The organism is Vagococcus allomyrinae (assembly GCF_017829975.1).
Classification (GTDB): domain Bacteria; phylum Bacillota; class Bacilli; order Lactobacillales; family Vagococcaceae; genus Vagococcus_D; species Vagococcus_D allomyrinae.
On sequence record NZ_JAEEGA010000015.1, the window covers coordinates 82,279 to 100,977 of the forward strand.

The window sequence follows — 18,699 nt, forward strand, 5'->3', positions numbered from 1 at the left end:
GAAGGAATGGGATAAATGAAAGTATTAGCCATCGACACATCTAACCAAGGGTTAGCAGTGGCAATTTATGAGAATAATCAAGTCATTGGACACTATTTAGGCACGGCCAATCGCAATCATAGTTTGGTACTAATGCCGGCCATCGACTTTTTAATGAAAGAAAATAATGTCCAACCGACAGATTTAGAGCGAATAGTAGTAGCTGAAGGACCAGGGTCTTACACTGGTTTAAGAATTGGCGTCACAACGGCAAAAACTTTGGCTTGGACTTTGGGAATAGAATTAGTGGGTGTCTCTAGTTTAGCCGCTATAGCGGCTAATTCTGTTGGCTATTCAGGATTTATTGTACCGATTTTTAATGCTCGTCGCCAAAATGTTTACACTGGGGTTTATCAGTGGCAAGAGGGGGAATTGGTGTCAATTGTAGCCGATCAACACATCAGCTTAGAACACTGGTTAGTGGAGTTGCAACAATTGGCTGGTGACGTGCGTTTTGTTGGCGAAGATGTGGCGGTCTTTAAAGAAGAGATATTAGCTGTTTTTCCAGCTAGTCTCAGCCAGGAGCCGTTAATCAATCATGTCAGTGCTGTTAGTTTGGCATGTTTAGGAGTTGAGAAGACGCCTGTGGAAGCAGAAACGTTTGTTCCTAAATACTTAAAATTAGTCGAGGCAGAAGAAAATTGGCTAGCTAATCATGATGAACAGAGGGAAAGTTATGTCGAAAAAATCTAACTTTTTTGATAAAGTTCGGGTCTTATTTACCAAGCAAATTGTCTATCTGCCGAAAGAAGTCGATTTAGGTGAGCTATTTTTGATACGTGAAGTGAAATACACGGATATCAGGCATTTGATTGCTATTGAAAAAGAAGTCTACGAAGGGGAAGTCCCTTGGGGGAAAACCGCTTTTTTATCTGAGTTAAATGGGCCTCAAGCAGTCCTCTATTTACTCGTGGAATGCGATCAAGAAGTGGTTGGCTTTATTGGAACTCGCTTTGACGAGGAAGATGGTCACATTACGAATATTGCTGTTTCTAAAGAATTTCAAGGGCGAGGAGTTGCCACAACTTTGCTAAATGAAGTCAAAGAAACGGCTCGAAAGGCCGGATATGAGTCGCTGTCCTTAGAAGTTAGAGTTAGCAATATGGACGCTCAGCGCTTGTATCGCAAATTCGGCTTTGTCGCTCGTTCGGTAAAAAAACGGTATTATCATAGTAATAATGAAGATGCGTTAGACATGTTTTATCGTTTTGAGGAAGAGCGATGATTAAACATAAAGAAGAATACGGTAAAGAGGAATTGGCCCAAAGACTATGGCAAATCAGCCAAGCATCCTTTGACTACGGCTCTCCTTGGAACGTCGATCAATTTCTCGCAGATATCAACAATCCTGTGAGTCACTATGTCCTCGTTGAGAAGGTAGAGAAGGTCATCGGGTATGTGGTCTTTCACCAAGTGTTAGATGAGGCCGAGGTGATTAATATTGCCGTTTTACCTGAATTTAAAGGCAAAAAAGTGGCTCAGGAATTATTGGAATACGGTTTAAAGGAAATTGGCGAGAATGTGCAACAGGTTTTTTTAGAAGTGCGTGAAACGAATGATTCCGCCAAAGGGTTGTATTTAAAAGTAGGGTTTGAAGAAATTGGCCGACGAAAAGCGTATTATCACCATCCTGAAGAAGATGGTCTGGTGATGCGTTGGCAAACAAATTAGCGGTAATAGGGAGTTTAGTGATGAGTCTATTTAAGAAAGAACGCAAATTAATTTTGGCGATTGAAAGCAGTTGCGATGAAACCAGTGTGGCGGTTATCGAAGACGGTCAAAAGATTTTATCGAATATCGTGGCGTCGCAAATATTGAGTCATAAACGCTTTGGTGGGGTGGTGCCGGAAGTTGCCAGTCGCCACCATGTGGAACAGATTACCTTGTGTATGGAAGAGGCCCTGAGTGAAGCGGCGGTGACGACAGAGGAGCTTAGCGCAGTGGCGGTGACCGAAGGACCAGGGTTAGTTGGAGCCTTATTAATTGGAATTACAGCGGCGAAAGCTTATGCCTGGGCCCATGATTTGCCATTGATCCCTGTCAATCATATGGCGGGGCATATTTATGCCGCCAGTTTTGTCAAACCAATGACATTCCCGTTGATGGCGTTACTTGTCAGTGGTGGACACACGGAATTGGTTCATATGAAAGAACATGGTTCCTTTGAAATCATTGGTGAAACCCGTGACGATGCTGCTGGCGAAGCTTATGACAAAGTCGGACGGGTTCTGGGATTGGCTTATCCTAGTGGTAAAGAGCTAGATGAGTTAGCTCATCTAGGGCAAGATACCTTCCAATTTCCTCGTGCCATGATCCGCGAAGATAATTTTGATTTTAGTTTTAGTGGCTTAAAGAGTGCCTTTATCAACCGTGTTCATAACGCAGAGCAAAAGGGTGAAGAATTAGATCGTTTGGATCTAGCGGCGAGTTTTCAAGCCAGTGTCGTCGAAGTATTAGTCACGAAAACGATTCGCGCTTGTCAGCAATACGATGTCAAACAGTTAATCGTTGCAGGCGGGGTGGCTGCTAATCAAGGGCTGCGAAAAGCGATGGCCGAGGCAGTGGCTGAGGAATTAACAGATGTCGAACTAATTGTGCCCCCCCTGCGGCTATGTGGAGACAATGCTGCTATGATTGGCGCGGCTGCTTTTGTGGCAGCGGAAAAAGGGCTAGTAGGTGATTTAGCTTTAAACGCAGATCCGAGTTTGACTTTAGGTGTTTAAGGTATAAATGGCCGATGACCATAAGACATGAGCGGGGATTTCAAAATAATCAATCGAACGTACTTGAATTATTTCACTCGATGTATTATACTATTAAAGGTTGCCTATCTAGTTGTGACAAACGACTAGTTACCAACCAACTAAACCACATCTTAAGGGATGCGTGGAGCGGTGCTCTAGTTGACTAGAGTTCTTCACACAGTAGAACTTAAGAGAGGAAAATACAAACCAAACTGGAGGAAACACAACATGGCAGTAATCTCAATGAAACAGCTATTAGAAGCTGGTGTACATTTCGGACACCAAACTCGTCGCTGGAACCCGAAAATGAAGAAATACATCTTCACAGAAAGAAACGGTATCTACATCATCGACCTACAAAAAACTGTACGTCTAGCTGATGATGCCTATAACTACATGAAGAACGTCGCTGAAGATGGCGGAGTTGCTTTATTCGTAGGAACTAAAAAACAAGCTCAAGAAGCGATTAAAGATGAAGCAATCCGCGCTGGTCAATACTATGTAAACCACCGTTGGTTAGGTGGAACTTTAACTAACTGGGACACTATCCAAAAACGTATTGCTCGTTTGAAAGAAATCAACAAAATGGAAGAAGATGGCGTCTTTGATGTTCTTCCTAAAAAAGAGGTTGCCGGTTTAAACAAACAACGCGACCGTCTTGAAAAATTCTTAGGCGGTATCGCTGATATGCCTAGAATTCCAGACGTAATCTTTATTGTTGACCCTCGTAAAGAGCGTATTGCAGTCCAAGAAGCGCATAAATTAAATATTCCAATCGTTGCGATGGTTGATACTAACTGTGATCCAGATGAGATCGATGTTGTTATCCCATCAAATGATGATGCTATTCGTGCCGTGAAATTAATCGCTGGTAAAATGGCTGACGCTATCATCGAAGGCCGTCAAGGTGAAGATGAAGTTGTGGAAGAAACATTTGTAGCGGAAGAAGTTGTTGCAGAAGAAGCTACTTCAATCGAAGAAATCGTTGAAGTTGTTGAAGGCGACAACGCTGAATAATTACTAAAAACTGAAACTGTCTCAAAGGCTATTGATCCGTTGGCGAAACTAAGTAGCCTAGACCTCCTTTGAGGCAGTTTTTTTAAAGAAATAACTAAAATACATGGATAATACCACATATCAATAGGTATATAATAATTAGGAGGTAACAAGATAATGGCAAAAATTAGTGCTGCTATGGTAAAAGAATTACGTGACGCAACAGGCGTTGGAATGATGGATGCTAAACGCGCTTTAGTTGAAGTAGATGGAGACATGGACAAAGCGGTTGACTACTTAAGAGAAAACGGTATGGCAAAAGCGGCTAAAAAAGGCGACCGTATCGCTGCTGAAGGTTTAGCAAATGTTTATATCGACGGTAACGTGGCTGCTATTGTTGAAGTTAACTCTGAAACAGATTTCGTTGCGAAAAACGACATGTTCCAAGAATTAGTTAAAGAAATCGCTCAATTAGTGGCTGAAAACAAACCTGCTAACATGGAAGAAGCACTAGCGATTGAAACACCTAAAGGCACAGTTGAAAATATCGTCTTAGAAGCGACGACTAAAATTGGCGAAAGAATTAGTTTCCGTCGTTTCGAAGTTGCTGAAAAAACTGATAACCAAGCCTTTGGTGCTTACTTACATAACGGTGGCACAATCGTTGCTTTAGTAACATTAGATGGGACAACTGACGAAGCAATGGCGAAAGATGTTGCGATGCACGTTGCGGCAATCAATCCTCGTTTTGTCACTCGTGAAGATGTTCCTGCTGAAGTTCTTGAGCATGAAAAAACTGTCTTAACAGAACAAGCGTTAAACGAAGGCAAACCAGCTAACATCGTTGAGAAAATGGTAGGCGGACGCTTACAAAAATTCTTAGCTGAAATTAGTTTGGTTGACCAGCCATTCGTTAAAGATCCTGATACAACAGTTGCGAAATACGTAGCAACTAAAAACGCAACGGTTAAATCATTCGTTCGTTTTGAAGTTGGCGAAGGTATCGAAAAACGTGAAGAAAACTTTGCTGATGAAGTGAAGAGCCAAATGAAATAAAATAACTGTCGAATTTTGTAGACAGTTGGGGACGCAACTGTAATGGTTTGCGCTCCCTTTTTTTAGGCAATTTTGGGTATAAGATGTTCGGAATCAATAAACTGTGATAAAATAGGATAGTAGGAAAACGGAGGTAATATTGATGGTTGAACCTAAATATAAACGAGTTATTTTAAAAGTAAGCGGTGAAGCACTTGCCGGTGATACTGGCTTTGGCATTAAGCCCCCAACAATTGAAGAAATTGGCAAAGAGATTAAGGAAGTACATGAATTAGGGATTGAAATAGCAATTGTTGTTGGTGGAGGAAACATTTGGCGTGGCACAATTGGCGCTGAAATGGGCATGGAACGTGCACAAGCAGATTACATGGGGATGTTAGCAACCGTGATGAACGCCTTAGCGTTACAAGATACTTTGGAAAATCTAGGTGTGCCAACTCGAGTTCAAACGTCAATAGATATGCGTCAAATTGCTGAACCATACATTCGTCGTCGTGCGGTTCGTCATCTAGAAAAAGGGCGTGTCGTTATCTTCGCAGCAGGTACTGGTAACCCGTACTTCTCTACGGATACAACAGCAGCTTTAAGGGCTGCAGAGATTAATGCTGATGTTATTTTAATGGCCAAAAACAATGTGGATGGAGTGTATTCATCAGATCCTAAACACAACGCAGATGCGACTAAATTCACAGAACTAACTCATTTAGATGTCATTTCAAAAGGTTTGGCTGTTATGGATTCAACAGCGAGTTCTTTAAGTATGGACAATGATATTCCGTTAGTTGTTTTCAACTTGAACGAACATGGCAATATCAAACGTGTTTGCTTAGGCGAGAATATCGGGACAACAGTAAGGGGGAAATAAGATAATGGTCAAGGAAATTTTAGCGTCAACTAAAGAAAGAATGGTAAAAGCAGAAGAGAGCTTAAGTCGTGAGTTAGGTCAAATAAGAGCTGGTCGAGCCAATGCAAGTCTATTAGACCGCGTACAAGTATTATACTATGGTGCTCCGACGCCGTTAAACGCCTTAGCTTCTATTACGATTCCAGAAGCTCGAGTGTTAATGATTACACCTTTTGATAAAAATTCAATCGAAGATATTGAAAAAGCGATTAATCAAAGCGATATCGGGATTACACCAGCTAATGATGGAAATGTGATTCGCTTGGTGATTCCACAATTAACTGAAGAACGTCGTAAAGATTTAGCTAAAGAAGTTGGCAAATACGCGGAGAGTGCTAAAGTAGCGGTGCGAAACATCCGTCGTGATGCAATTGATGAGTTGAAGAAAAAAGAAAAAGCGAAAGAAATATCTGAAGATGAGTTACGTACCTTAGAAAAAGAAGTGCAAGACTTAACGGATACTAGCACAAAATCGATTGATAAGATTACCGTAGCAAAAGAAACAGAACTACTAGATGTTTAATTAAATAAAATTTGACATCTTTCTATATCGTGATAAAAGCCCTAAAGATCTCTATTGATCCGTAGGGCTTTTTAGGTCTATCTAGAATGGTTATTTTTTCGTCATTTTACGAATGAAGTCAGATTGTAGTTTTTTAACGTTTTTGATAGACTGAGCTTGTTTCGATTGATAGGTAGTCGTGGCAATCACTTGCTTACGATTGCGTTGTCTATTCATGTTTAGCTTACTCATACAAAGGTTTCCTTTCATATGATTATAGCTAATTACAAGAGAGAGGCAGGAAGTGATGGAGTGGTTGAACCACTCAAACATGATGTGCCTGAATTTTCGACATTGGCAAGTTGGAACAGATAGCTAACAAAGGTGGTAGACCTTCAGACTAGACTAGCTAATTTCCACGCTAAAGAAACTGTCGAATTAAGATGTTTTCCGCAAACTTCACCCATGTAGGGGGAGCTATAATCAATTATTTAGTTTGATTGGAAAGAACAGTCTTAATAATCAACTTTCTAAAGCCTCCTTATGGCACATTCATAATACCAACAGTGTATCAAGAAAACGGTTTATTTGTCAACTCTTCCTTTTATTTAAAGGAGAAGTTAAAATATTGTTTAAATTTCCCCGTTAATTAGAGAGAAATCGGCGATAATTCGCTCTTTTAATAGGATTTTGTCGTTTATTTTGCTACAATGAGAAAGACTAGAAAGATTGTAAAGGGAGGCTTGTGATGTTTCGTCTATTTCCTCAAAAAGAAAAGTACATCAATGCTAATACTGAATGGACTCTTGATCACGAAGGAGACATTCCAGCTCATGTGGCAGTTATTATGGATGGCAATGGCCGTTGGGCGCAAAATCGACGCCTACCGCGGATTGCTGGCCATAAAGAGGGCATGAACAATGTAAAAAAAATAACTAAGAAAGCCAGTCGTCTGGGAGTGAAAGTGCTAACGCTTTATGCTTTTTCAACAGAGAATTGGAAACGGCCAACAGATGAGGTTGATTACTTAATGCAGTTGCCCGTGGAATTTTTTGATGCCTTTGTCCCAGAGTTGATAGCTGAAAATGTGAAAGTCAATGTGATGGGATATGTTGAGTTTTTACCTGAACACACCAAAAAAGCTGTTGATGATGCGATGGCACAAACTAAAGAAAACACTGGCATGATATTAAATTTTGCTTTAAATTACGGCAGTCGCGCTGAGATTTTAACTGCTGTGAATACCTTAGTCAAACAAGCTGCTGCCGGAGAGCTGCCTGTAGATGAGGTGACAGAAGAACAATTTTCTGAGCGGTTGATGACAGCTTCCCTTGGTAGCGAGTTACAAGATCCTGATTTGTTGATTCGAACCAGTGGTGAAGAACGAATAAGTAATTTTTTATTGTGGCAGATTGCCTACAGTGAGCTGTTCTTTACTGATGCACTTTGGCCTGATTTTGACGAAGATCATTTGGAGCAGGCTTTAGCTTCATACCAGCATCGTAATCGGCGTTTTGGTGGATTAGCTGAAACCGCGGAAAACGAAAATGTTACACCGAAAGAAGGAGAAAGTTAGTTATGAAGCAACGTGTTATTACAGCAGTTGTCGCTCTGGCATTATTTATTCCAGTTATTATTTATGGCGGCATTGCCATTCAGTTAACAGCAGCAGCTTTAGCTGTTGTTGGAGTCTATGAATTATTTAAAATGAAGGGTCTCCAATTGGTTAGTTTTGAAGGGATTTTGGCAGCCTTAGGAGCTGTCGCACTAGTTTTGCCACGAGATGTTTGGTTTTTCTTTTTACCGGAGAAAGCTGATACTTATATCTTATTTTATGTTTTGATGATGGTCTTGCTAACAGCGGCAGTTTTTTCAAAAAACACCTATACTTTTGATGAAGCGGCTTTTCCAGTGTTAGTCAGTTTGTATGTGGGGATGGGCTTTAAAAGTTTCTTATTGGCTCGTGGAACAACCGCAGATCTGACTATTCTAATGTATGGTTTATTAGTGGTTTGGAGCACAGATATTGGGGCTTACATGATTGGTCGTCAAATCGGCAAACGCAAGTTGGCACCAGCGATTTCCCCTAATAAAACGCTAGAAGGTTCTTTAGGTGGCGTGGTTTGTGCCGTAGTGGTTGCCGCGATTTTCTTTACATTTTATCCGGCGCAAAAGTACTTTGGTTATGAGCTGTGGGTGATGTTATTATTCACTGTGATTTTTTCGATGGTTGGGCAAATGGGCGATTTAGTCGAATCTGCCTTTAAACGTCATTACGGCGTCAAAGATTCAGGAACGATCTTACCGGGCCACGGCGGCATCCTAGATCGTTTTGACAGCATGCTGTTTGTTTTTCCAGTGATGCATCTTTTAGGGATCTTCTAAGCCAGTTGTTTTTGTCAATCAGAAGGCGGGAACCTTTTGTTCCGGCCTTCTTTATTTTTGTTTAAGAATTAAGGATTGATTAGAGGGATGATGATGAAAAATATATGTTTATTAGGTGCTACTGGGTCAATTGGCACGAATGCTCTTGAAATAATCAAGGCTTATTCTAACCGATTTCGTTTAGTTTCCTTTTCTTTTAACCAGAATATCACGCTTGGCCGTCAAATTATCGATCAGTTTGCACCCCTTTATGTGGCAGTTGGTACTGATAAAATGGCAGTTATGTTGCAGAAAGAGTTTCCTCATGTGAGTTTTGGCTATGGCATTAAAGGATTAATTGAGGCAGCGACTCTTTCTGAAGTGGATCTGGTTTTGACAGGACTCACGGGAAGTGTTGGCTTAGAGCCAACGTTAGCTGCTATTGAAGCTCGAAAAGAGATTGCTTTGGCCAATAAAGAAACCTTGGTAATGGGTGGCGAGTTAGTGATGGCTGCGGCAGCTAAACAGAAGGTTCGTATTTTACCTGTTGACAGTGAGCATTCTGCCATTTTTCAATGTTTGGCAGGTCAACGGAGAGAGGATGTCTCTGAGTTGTTAATTACCGCTTCTGGTGGGAGTTTTCGCGATTATACACGGGAACAGCTAAAAGGAGTCACAGTTGAAGCAGCTTTGAACCACCCCAATTGGGTGATGGGGCCAAAAATAACCATTGATTCAGCGACAATGATGAATAAAGGACTAGAAGTTATTGAAGCAAGATGGCTGTTTGGCCTAAATTATGATAAAATAAAAGTTGTTTTACATCGTCAAAGCATTATTCATTCAATGGTTATCATGAGCGATGGTGCTTACCTGGCTCAATTAGGGGCAAGCGACATGCGCGAACCAATTCAATATGCCTTAACCTATCCAGAACGCTTGCCGATCAAAGAGCCTAAAAAATTTGATCTTGCTGCGATAGGAACGTTGCAATTCGAAGAATTGGATGTTGTGCGGTTTCCGCTACTAAAACTTGCTTTTGAGGTAGGAGAAATAGGCGGGACGATGCCCACAGCATTAAATGGTGCCAATGAAATAGCTGTAGCTGCCTTTTTGGAGGGGCGTATTTCATATTTGGAAATTGAATACTATGTTCAGCAGGCAGTGGCCGATTATCAGGTCCAAGCAGTGGAGAGTTTGGAACAATTGTTAGCAGAAGATCAACGAGTAAGACAATATGTAAACGAGAAAATAAAGGAAGGAGCGCGCAGATGAAAACAATTTTAACATTTATATTTGTTTTTTGTGTCATCGTCATTGTCCATGAGCTAGGTCACTTTCTTTTTGCAAAATGGTCAGGTATTCTAGTACGTGAGTTTTCAATCGGGATGGGTCCTAAGTTATTTGCTCATCGAGGGAAAGATGGCACCACATACACATTGCGCTTATTGCCAATTGGTGGTTATGTCAGAATGGCTGGAGTTGGCGAAGAAGAGGTGGAGATCACGCCTGGACAGCCGGTTTCATTGGAGTTAAATGATCAGCAAGTGGTTACCAGAATTAATACGAGTCATAAAGTACAGCTTCCAAATAGTGTTCCTATTGAGGTGATTAAGTTTGACTTAGAAGAGGAACTTTATCTGACGGGGTATATCAATGGAGACGAAAATCAAGAGACCCGTTACAGCGTGGATCACGATGCGTCGATTATTGAAAGTGATGGAACAGAAGTCAGAATCGCTCCGAAAGACGTTCAATTTCAATCAGCGAAGTTATACAAACGATTTTTGACTAATTTTGCTGGACCACTGTTCAATTTTATTTTAACCTTTGTTATTTTTACAATCGTGATATTTGCCCAAGGTGGGTTGACGGAGCCTGATGCTAGTAGTGTGATTGGCGGAGTGGCTGAAGGTGGCATCGCGGATGAAGCGGGAGTCAAGCCTGGCGATCGCATTATCGAAATTGAGGGTGAAAAAATCACGACATTTGAGGAGATTGTTTCTTCCGTCGAAGCAAACAAAGACAAAAAAATCGAAGTAGTGGTGGAGCGTGAGGGGCAAAAAAAGACCTTGAGCATGACGCCTAAAAGTGAGGAATTAGAAGATGGCAGTTCGTCTGTTAGAATTGGCATTCAAAGCGGCAGTAAATTTACGGAGTTAAGTTTTGCCGGGAAAGTTCAAGCGGCAGTGGCTAAAACCATTGCCAGTGCGACGGTATTAATTGTGGCAGTCAAAGACTTGATTTTTGGCTTTAGTTTAAATAAGTTAGGTGGGCCTGTGATGATTTTCCAAATATCTTCACAAGTTGCCAACGAAGGGTTTATCACGATTTTGAATTTTATGGCCATGCTAAGCATCAATTTGGGGATTATGAATTTATTGCCAATCCCAGCTTTAGATGGTGGGAAATTAGTGTTAAACATTGTCGAAGGAATTCGCCGAAAACCATTAAGTCCTGAAAGTGAAGGAAAGATTACAATTGTTGGGTTTGCCTTCATCATGATTTTAATGGTGTTAGTTACTTGGAACGATATCATGCGTTTTTTCTTTAGGTAAAAAGTTAGAGTTGGAAAAGGAGATTTTTGTTAATGAAACAGTCAAAGATGTTGATTCCTACATTGCGGGAAGTTCCAAATGATGCAGAAGTTGTCAGCCATCAGATGTTACTTAGAGCGGGGTATATTCGTCAGGTAACAAGTGGGGTTTACAGTTACTTGCCGTTGGCTAATCGTGTTTTGGAAAAGATTAAGCAGATTATGCGGGAAGAATTTGAGGCGATTGAAGCGGTGGAAATGTTAATGCCAGCGATCGTGCCTGCTGAACTCTGGGAGAAATCTGGCCGTTATGAAACCTATGGACCATTGTTGATGAAATTGAAAGATCGTCATCAACGGGAATTTATTATGGCACCTACTCATGAAGAAACCTTTGCAGAGTTGATAAAAAATGAAATAGCGTCTTATAAACGTTTGCCTTTATCTTTGTATCAAATTCAAACTAAATACCGAGATGAAAAACGACCTCGGTATGGTTTGTTACGTGGGCGGGAATTTATCATGAAAGATGGTTATTCCTTTCATGCAACTTATGAGAGTTTAGATGAGGGGTATCGTTTATACGATAAAGCTTATACGCGTATTTTTGAACGTTGTGGCTTGAATTTTCGTGGGATTATTGGTGATGGTGGTGCTATGGGAGGTAGTGATTCTAAAGAATTTATGGCGGTGGCAGATGTGGGTGAAGATACGATCTGCTACTCATCTGAAAGTGACTATGCAGCTAATTTGGAAATGGCAACAAGTCTCTACACACCACCAAATACTCATGTTTCACTTTTAGCCAAAGAAAAGGTCGCAACACCTAATGTGGAGACGATTGAACAAGTGGTGGCGTTCTTCAATCAAGAGGCTCAACAAACTATTAAATCAGTGCTGTTTACAGCTGATGACGAATTGGTGATGGTTCTTGTCAGAGGCGATCATGAAGTGAATGACGTTAAATTAAAGAACTTTTTGAAGGCGAATTTCTTGGAGCCAGCCACACCAGAAGAGGCTGCCATGGTCTTTGGGGCAGAGTTTGGTTCCATTGGGCCAGTTGATTTACCTGAGGGTGTGAAATTAGTTGCTGATTTGTATGTACAAGATATGCAAAATGCCATTGCTGGCGCCAATGAAACGGGTTTTCATTTGATCAATGTCAATCCAGGTCGTGATTTTGAACCAGTAGTTTATGAAGACTTACGTTTTGTGCAAGCGGGAGATCCGTCGCCGGATGGTGAAGGAGTCTTGCAATTTACGCAAGGGATTGAAATTGGTCATATCTTTAAACTAGGCACTCGTTATAGTGACACGATGGGCGCCACAGTTTTAGATGAAAATGGCCGTGATATTCCAGTTATCATGGGAAGCTACGGGATTGGTGTTAGTCGTTTAATATCGGCTATCGTCGAGCAAAATGCTGATGAAAGTGGTATGAACTGGCCTAAAGGGATCGCGCCATTTGATTTGCATTTAGTACCGATTAATCTAGCTGATTCTTACCAACAGAGCTTAACAAAAGAAATTGAAGAAGCGATGCTTCAAGCAGGTTACGATGTCTTGGTTGACGATCGAAAAGAACGCCCAGGGGTTAAATTTAAGGATGCGGATTTGATCGGTTTACCGATTAGAATCACTATCGGTAAAAAAGCTGTTGATGGAATCGTGGAAGTTAAGATTCGTCAAACAGGGGAAACCCTCGAAGTGCGCAAAGACGAATTAACTAGCACCTTGAGTATTTTATTAAATCCTGAGAGCAACGGCTAGTTGATTGGAAAACTAGCTCAAAAAAGAGTATAATAGAAATGTAAAAGAGGCATCTCAGCAAATCTTTTGTTGAGTGTCTCTTTCGTTTAAAGGAGTTTGTCAGCTTTAAATTTAGCTGATATTACTTACTGAGAATGGGCAGTTGTTTGATCTGACACTGGCTTAAAAAAAGTTTTCAAGGAGGTTATAGTGTGTCATTAAATCCGCAAGAATTATTTGCTAAATTAGTTGACCAGATGAATTTAGATGAGACAATGCGCAGTGATTCTTTAGTCCGCGAGGGCCAAGTTGAAAAGGTGATTGTCCATAAACAAAGCCGCGTTTGGGAGTTTTATTTACGCTTTCCAGAAATCTTGCCGATTAACGTTTATTCGCTACTTAGCCAAAAACTGACAATGGCTTTTGAATCCATTGCCACTATTCGCATGCACATTATTGCGACAGAGTCTGCATATACAGATGAGCAATTGAAAGATTACTGGGCGCTAGGTGTTAATAATGCTCAATGTAATAAAGCGATTGTTAACGGGGCTCTCAAGGATCAGTTGCCATTTATAGATGAAGATCGAATTGTCATTTTGGTTGACAATGAAGGGGTGCTGGGCTATTTAAAGCAGCAATATCTACCTGCTGTCGAAACAGCCTATCAAGATTTCGGTTTTCCTCGTTTTAGAATCGATCCTCGAGTTAATGAGGAAAAAGCAGAAGAAAATCGTCAGGCCTTTGCCGCTCGTCAACAAGAACAACAAGCGAAGATGATGGAAGAAGCCGCCGCCGCTATTGAGAAAAATGAACAGTTAAAAGAGAAGAAGAAGACCGAGGCGCCTGCTCTTGAGGGGCCTGTTCAAATGGGCCGTCAAATTAATAATGATGAACCGATCATGCCGATGAGTGCGATTATTGATGAAGAACGAAGCGTGGTTATTGAGGGGTTTGTTTTCGATGTGGAGGTTCGAGATTTACGATCCGGTCGCCAAATTTTAGTGGTTAAATTAACGGATTATACCTCTTCTTTTGCAGTCAAGAAATTCTCTAATGGTGCTCAAGACGAAGCCGTTTTTGCTGCCATCAAAAAAGGCAGTTGGCTCCGTGTACGCGGGAGTGTCCAAGAGGATACCTTTATGAAAGATTTGGTGATGAATGGTCGGGACTTGATGGAAGTTAAAAAAGCTGGCCGAAAAGACCTAGCACCAGAAGGCGAAAAGCGGGTGGAGTTACACCTTCATACAAATATGAGTACCATGGATGCTGTAAAAAGTGCCACAGATTTAGTGGCTCAAGCTGCTAAATGGGGGATGCCTGCTGTTGCAATTACGGATCATGCTGGTGCTCAAGCGTTCCCTGATGCGCATAGCGCAGGCAAAAAACACGGCATTAAAATCTTGTACGGCATTGAAGCCAATGTGGTGGATGACGGGGTGCCAATCGCTTATAACTCTCGACATATTGAGTTAACTGATGCGACCTATGTCGTTTTTGACGTGGAGACCACGGGTTTGTCTGCCGTTTATGACACAATCATTGAACTAGCGGCAGTCAAGATGCACAAAGGGAATGTGATTGAGACCTTTGAGCAGTTTATTAATCCTGGCCATCCCTTGTCACAAACCACCATCAATTTGACGGGAATTACCGATGACATGGTTCGTAATTCGAAATCAGAAGAAGAAGTCTTGAAGATGTTTCGGGAGTTTTGTGGAGAAGATATTTTAGTGGCCCATAATGCCAGTTTTGATATGGGCTTCTTAAATACCAGTTACGAAAAATATGATATTCCAGAGGCACCAAATTCAGTTATCGATACTTTAGAATTATCCCGTTTTTTACATCCAGATTGGAAAAGTCATCGCTTGAACACCATTGCGAAAAAATATGGGGTTGGCTTAGAGCAACATCACAGGGCTGTATACGATTCTGAGACGACAGGCCATCTTTGTTGGATCTTCTTAAAAAAAGCCAAGGAAGAACATAATATTCACTTTCACGATGAGTTTAATGAGCATGTCGGGGAAGGGGATTCGTATAAACGGGCCCGTCCTTTTCACGCAACCGTCATGGCGACAACACAAGCGGGTTTAAAAAACTTGTTCAAATTAATCTCCATGTCTAACATTGATTTTTATTACCGGATTCCACGAATTCCGCGTTCACAGTTAAGCAAGCTCCGAGAGGGGTTGGTTATTGGTTCTGCTTGTAGTGGGGGAGAAATTTTTGAAGCTATGATGCAAAAGGGGATTGAAGAGGCTAAAAAACGAGCAAAGTTTTATGACTATATTGAAATTATGCCCAAGCCGGTCTATTCTCATTTGCTTGAACAAGAGTTAGTTAAGAATGAACATGACTTGGAAGAGATCATTCGTAATTTGGTGAAGATTGGGGATGAATTGGATAAGCCAGTGGTAGCCACGGGAAATGTTCATTACATTGACAAAACGGATGCGATTTACCGAAAGATTTTGGTTAATTCCATGGGAGGAGCCAATCCTTTAAATCGTCATTCCTTACCTGACGTTCATTTTAGAACAACCGATGAAATGTTGAATGACTTTCAATTCCTCGGCAGTGACTTGGCAAAAAAAGTGGTGGTTGAGAACAGTCAGCTGATTGCCAATTGGTTTGACGAAATTACGCCAGTTAAAACCGATCTTTATACGCCTAAGATTGAAGGGGCCGAGCAAGAGATTACGGATTTGAGTTATAACGAGGCGAAGCGGTTATATGGGGAACCACTGCCAGATATCGTCGAGAAGCGCTTGAAAAAAGAGTTGGACAGTATTATCGGCAATGGGTTCTCTGTTATTTATTTGATTTCACAAAAGCTTGTTCATAAGAGTTTGGAAAATGGGTATTTGGTTGGGTCACGTGGCTCGGTCGGTTCTAGTTTTGTGGCGACTATGACGGGGATCACGGAAGTAAATCCCTTGGCACCTCACTATCGTTGCCCTAAGTGCCAGTATACGGAGTTTTTCGAGGATGGCTCAATTGGTTCTGGGTTTGATTTACCAGAAAAACAATGCCCGTCTTGTGATGTTCGGCTCTTTAAAGATGGTCACGACATTCCTTTTGAGACCTTCTTAGGATTCCATGGGGATAAAGTCCCTGATATTGATTTGAACTTTTCTGGTGACTATCAGGCGAAAGCCCATGAATATACCAAAGATTTGTTTGGTGACGAGTATGTCTATAAAGCAGGTACCATTGGCACCGTAGCGGATAAGACTGCTTATGGTTTTGTTAAGGGGTATGAGCGCGACAATAACATGAACTTGCGAAATGCTGAAATCGATCGTTTGGCCAAAGGTTCCACAGGCGTTAAGCGGACGACTGGACAACATCCAGGGGGGATCATAGTTATTCCTGATTATATGGATGTCTATGATTTTACACCGATTCAATACCCAGCCGACGATCAATCTGCTGATTGGAAGACGACACACTTTGATTTTCACTCCATTCATGATAATGTCCTAAAACTTGATATTTTGGGTCATGATGATCCAACGGTAATTCGGATGTTACAAGATTTGTCTGGAATTGATCCTAAAACCATTCCGACGGATGATCCAGAAGTTATGCGGATTTTTTCAGGTCCGCAAGTCTTAGGCGTTGAACCAGATCAAATATACTCCAAGACAGGGTCCCTTGGAATTCCCGAATTTGGGACTAAGTTTGTACGGGGGATGTTAGAACAAACCCATCCGACGACCTTTGCTGAATTGCTACAGATTTCTGGTTTGTCTCACGGGACAGATGTGTGGTTAGGAAATGCAGAAGAACTAATTCGTCAGGGAAAACAAACCCTAGCTCAAGTAATCGGTTGTCGAGATGACATCATGGTTTATTTGATTCACAATGGCTTGGAAGACGGTCTGGCTTTTAAAATTATGGAGAGCGTCCGTAAGGGGAAAGGGATTCCCGATGATTGGCAAGTTGATATGCGTGCTGCAGGAATTCAAGAGTGGTACATTGATTCTTGCTTGAAAATCAAGTACATGTTTCCAAAAGCTCATGCGGCTGCCTATGTGTTGATGGCTCTGCGGGTGGCTTACTTTAAAGTCTATTACCCAATCCTGTATTATGCTGCTTATTTTTCCGTCCGTGCCGACGATTTTGATTTAGTCGCCATGGCTCAAGGAAAAGAAGCGGTGAAAGCGCGGATGAAAGAAATCACAGACAAAGGGTTAGAGGCATCAACCAAAGAGAAAAACCTCTTAACAGTTCTAGAGTTGTGTAATGAGATGATTGAGCGAGGCTATAACTTTGGCATGATCGATTTATATAAATCTGATGCAGAAAATTTTGTGATTGAGGGAAATACCCTAATTGCTCCTTTCAGAGCAGTTCCCAGTTTAGGTGGAAACGTAGCAAAACAAATCATGATTGCTCGGGAAGAAAGAGAATTTTTATCTAAAGAAGACTTGGCAACACGTGGTAAAGTTTCGAAAACATTGATCGAGTACATGACTGATAATGGTGTATTAGATGGTTTACCAGACGAAAATCAACTTTCCTTGTTTGACATGTTATAAGAAAAAAAGAGGTGCCTGATTATTGCCAGGCATCTCTTTTTTTGGTCATTCTGATGTTAAAGGAGTACTGTCACTTAAGCTTAGACTAATCAGGTGAGGGTGATTATTAATTCGAAATGGGAAGCTACTGTTGGCTAAACCACGACTTACGAAGAGCGTTGTTTCCGGCTTTTCAGCAAGTAAGTAGGGACCGTTTGTATATTCAGGGAAAAAGCCTTGATTGGGTGATAATAAGCCATCAATAAAAGGAAGTCTTATTTGACCACCGTGAGCATGCCCAGAAAAGATAGCTTTAATGGGATAATTAAAAAAGTGTTCAATGTACAAGCTAAATGTTTCAGGATGATGAGCTAAAATAAAAGCTGGATAGCTTTTATTAATTTTAGTTTTTTCTTCAAAAGGCAAATCAGTCACACCGTTTTTTAAACCTACTAAAGTAATGGGCTGACCTTTCAATTGGATCGTTATCACGGAATTTTCTAACAGCGTCGCCTTGGAGTTCAGCATTAATTCGCGCCACTCCTCATATTGACCACTAGTCCTTTCGTGATTTCCTTCGATAACATAAGTGGGGGCGATAGCAGCTAAGTCATTTATCAGTTCCTGAATGTGCGATTGTGTGACATCTTCGGTGCGATCGACCGTGTCGCCAGTGACAAATATAACATCAGGTTGTTCTTTTTCTGCTGCAGTCAAAAGTTTCTTTAGAGGGACTCGAAGCCGTTCGTAATGAATATCAGAGACATGTAAAATCCGCGTATTATTAAGGGCGTTAGGTAAATTGTCAATACTCAAGTTCTCTTTAGTCACCTCAAGTTGACGATTTGTCCAGTAGCCTAAGAGGCAAAACAATAACATCATACATGGGATGAGAATTAAAATAGTTTTCATAATGGGTCCTTCTTTCAGTCAGTAAAAAACTATTATAGCGAGTAATTGCTAATTTACCAATTCTTTTGGGTGAAATTTATATGATTATTAATAAATATGGTCAAAGCATCCAAGCGGTTAAGGTAGCTAACAAAAAACATTTATTCATGGGGGGCTCCCGATAGATGAGAGTTTAAAAGATCTGCGACATGGTGTATGATTAACAGTAACTAGCTGATCCTTGTCAAGTGATAGAAAAAGTCGAAAAAGTATGATTATCATGTATTTACGATGATTCACTTAAGATAGCGAATCATTAAGTAGAAGGAGAGCCTTTATTTTTAGCGGTTTACCGCATAGAGATAAAGGACAACGGACCATTAAGTAGA

The 18,699-nt window shown here is 41.0% G+C and carries 16 protein-coding genes; 14 read left to right on the forward strand and 2 right to left on the reverse strand.

The genetic code is table 11. The annotated features are described in order from the left end of the window. Nucleotides 1–15: 15 nt before the first annotated feature. From tsaB to frr, 8 genes are all read left to right on the forward strand, one after another. Nucleotides 16–732 (forward strand): tRNA (adenosine(37)-N6)-threonylcarbamoyltransferase complex dimerization subunit type 1 TsaB, encoded by a 717-nt coding sequence (tsaB, locus tag I6N95_RS19860; protein ID WP_209531093.1) that lies wholly within the window; start codon nucleotides 16–18, stop codon nucleotides 730–732. Continuing rightward, nucleotides 716–1,264 carry a ribosomal protein S18-alanine N-acetyltransferase gene (gene rimI / locus I6N95_RS19865; RefSeq protein ID WP_209531094.1) on the forward strand — a complete coding sequence of 183 codons (549 nt, stop codon included), beginning with the start codon at nucleotides 716–718 and terminating at the stop codon, nucleotides 1,262–1,264. Before tsaB ends, rimI (I6N95_RS19865) begins: the two co-directional genes overlap by 17 nt. Continuing rightward, the gene (gene rimI, locus I6N95_RS19870; RefSeq protein WP_209531095.1) at nucleotides 1,261–1,710 is read left to right on the forward strand and encodes a ribosomal protein S18-alanine N-acetyltransferase; all 450 of its coding nucleotides are present in this window, start codon (nucleotides 1,261–1,263) and stop codon (nucleotides 1,708–1,710) included. Before rimI (I6N95_RS19865) ends, rimI (I6N95_RS19870) begins: the two co-directional genes overlap by 4 nt. Before the next feature lie 20 nt (nucleotides 1,711–1,730). Continuing rightward, a complete protein-coding gene (gene tsaD / locus I6N95_RS19875; RefSeq protein WP_209531096.1) occupies nucleotides 1,731–2,762 on the forward strand; it encodes a tRNA (adenosine(37)-N6)-threonylcarbamoyltransferase complex transferase subunit TsaD in 1,032 nt (343 codons plus the stop codon). Between the two features lie 249 nt (nucleotides 2,763–3,011). Further along, nucleotides 3,012–3,800, forward strand: a complete 789-nt coding sequence (rpsB, locus tag I6N95_RS19880) for a 30S ribosomal protein S2 (protein WP_209531097.1) — start codon at nucleotides 3,012–3,014, stop codon at nucleotides 3,798–3,800. A gap of 156 nt (nucleotides 3,801–3,956) precedes the next feature. Further along, complete coding sequence (tsf, locus tag I6N95_RS19885) at nucleotides 3,957–4,835, forward strand: translation elongation factor Ts (RefSeq protein WP_209531098.1); 879 nt, start codon at nucleotides 3,957–3,959, stop codon at nucleotides 4,833–4,835. A 142-nt stretch (nucleotides 4,836–4,977) separates the two neighbouring features. After that, nucleotides 4,978–5,700, forward strand: a complete 723-nt coding sequence (gene pyrH / locus I6N95_RS19890) for a UMP kinase (RefSeq protein ID WP_209531099.1) — start codon at nucleotides 4,978–4,980, stop codon at nucleotides 5,698–5,700. 4 nt (nucleotides 5,701–5,704) lie between these two features. Then, nucleotides 5,705–6,262, forward strand: a complete 558-nt coding sequence (gene frr / locus I6N95_RS19895; protein ID WP_209531100.1) for a ribosome recycling factor — start codon at nucleotides 5,705–5,707, stop codon at nucleotides 6,260–6,262. A 90-nt stretch (nucleotides 6,263–6,352) separates the two neighbouring features. Here frr and I6N95_RS19900 read toward each other — a convergent pair whose 3' ends face one another. Further along, nucleotides 6,353–6,493: a hypothetical protein gene (locus I6N95_RS19900; RefSeq protein ID WP_209531101.1), complete on the reverse strand. Its 141-nt coding sequence runs from the start codon at nucleotides 6,491–6,493 to the stop codon at nucleotides 6,353–6,355. Between the two features lie 496 nt (nucleotides 6,494–6,989). On the opposite strand from I6N95_RS19900, the gene uppS reads away from it, so the two are divergent. The 6 genes from uppS to I6N95_RS19930 all read left to right on the forward strand — a co-directional run bounded on the left by uppS (nucleotide 6,990) and on the right by I6N95_RS19930 (nucleotide 17,440). Continuing rightward, a complete protein-coding gene (gene uppS, locus I6N95_RS19905) occupies nucleotides 6,990–7,817 on the forward strand; it encodes an undecaprenyl pyrophosphate synthase (RefSeq protein WP_209531102.1) in 828 nt (275 codons plus the stop codon). Nucleotides 7,818–7,819: 2 nt separating this feature from the next. Beyond that, on the forward strand, nucleotides 7,820–8,626 hold the full coding sequence (locus I6N95_RS19910) for a phosphatidate cytidylyltransferase (RefSeq protein ID WP_209531103.1): 807 nt from the start codon (nucleotides 7,820–7,822) through the stop codon (nucleotides 8,624–8,626). 93 nt (nucleotides 8,627–8,719) lie between these two features. Then, nucleotides 8,720–9,880 carry a 1-deoxy-D-xylulose-5-phosphate reductoisomerase gene (locus I6N95_RS19915; RefSeq protein WP_209531104.1) on the forward strand — a complete coding sequence of 387 codons (1,161 nt, stop codon included), beginning with the start codon at nucleotides 8,720–8,722 and terminating at the stop codon, nucleotides 9,878–9,880. Beyond that, nucleotides 9,877–11,163 carry an RIP metalloprotease RseP gene (rseP, locus tag I6N95_RS19920; protein WP_209531105.1) on the forward strand — a complete coding sequence of 429 codons (1,287 nt, stop codon included), beginning with the start codon at nucleotides 9,877–9,879 and terminating at the stop codon, nucleotides 11,161–11,163. Before I6N95_RS19915 ends, rseP begins: the two co-directional genes overlap by 4 nt. 32 nt (nucleotides 11,164–11,195) lie before the next feature. Continuing rightward, a complete protein-coding gene (locus I6N95_RS19925) occupies nucleotides 11,196–12,911 on the forward strand; it encodes a proline--tRNA ligase (protein ID WP_209531106.1) in 1,716 nt (571 codons plus the stop codon). Nucleotides 12,912–13,102: 191 nt separating this feature from the next. Next, nucleotides 13,103–17,440 carry a PolC-type DNA polymerase III gene (locus I6N95_RS19930; protein ID WP_209531107.1) on the forward strand — a complete coding sequence of 1,446 codons (4,338 nt, stop codon included), beginning with the start codon at nucleotides 13,103–13,105 and terminating at the stop codon, nucleotides 17,438–17,440. A gap of 45 nt (nucleotides 17,441–17,485) precedes the next feature. Here the strand turns inward: I6N95_RS19930 and I6N95_RS19935 are convergent, their stop codons facing one another. Further along, nucleotides 17,486–18,331 carry a metallophosphoesterase gene (locus I6N95_RS19935; RefSeq protein ID WP_209531108.1) on the reverse strand — a complete coding sequence of 282 codons (846 nt, stop codon included), beginning with the start codon at nucleotides 18,329–18,331 and terminating at the stop codon, nucleotides 17,486–17,488. Nucleotides 18,332–18,699: the final 368 nt, after the last annotated feature.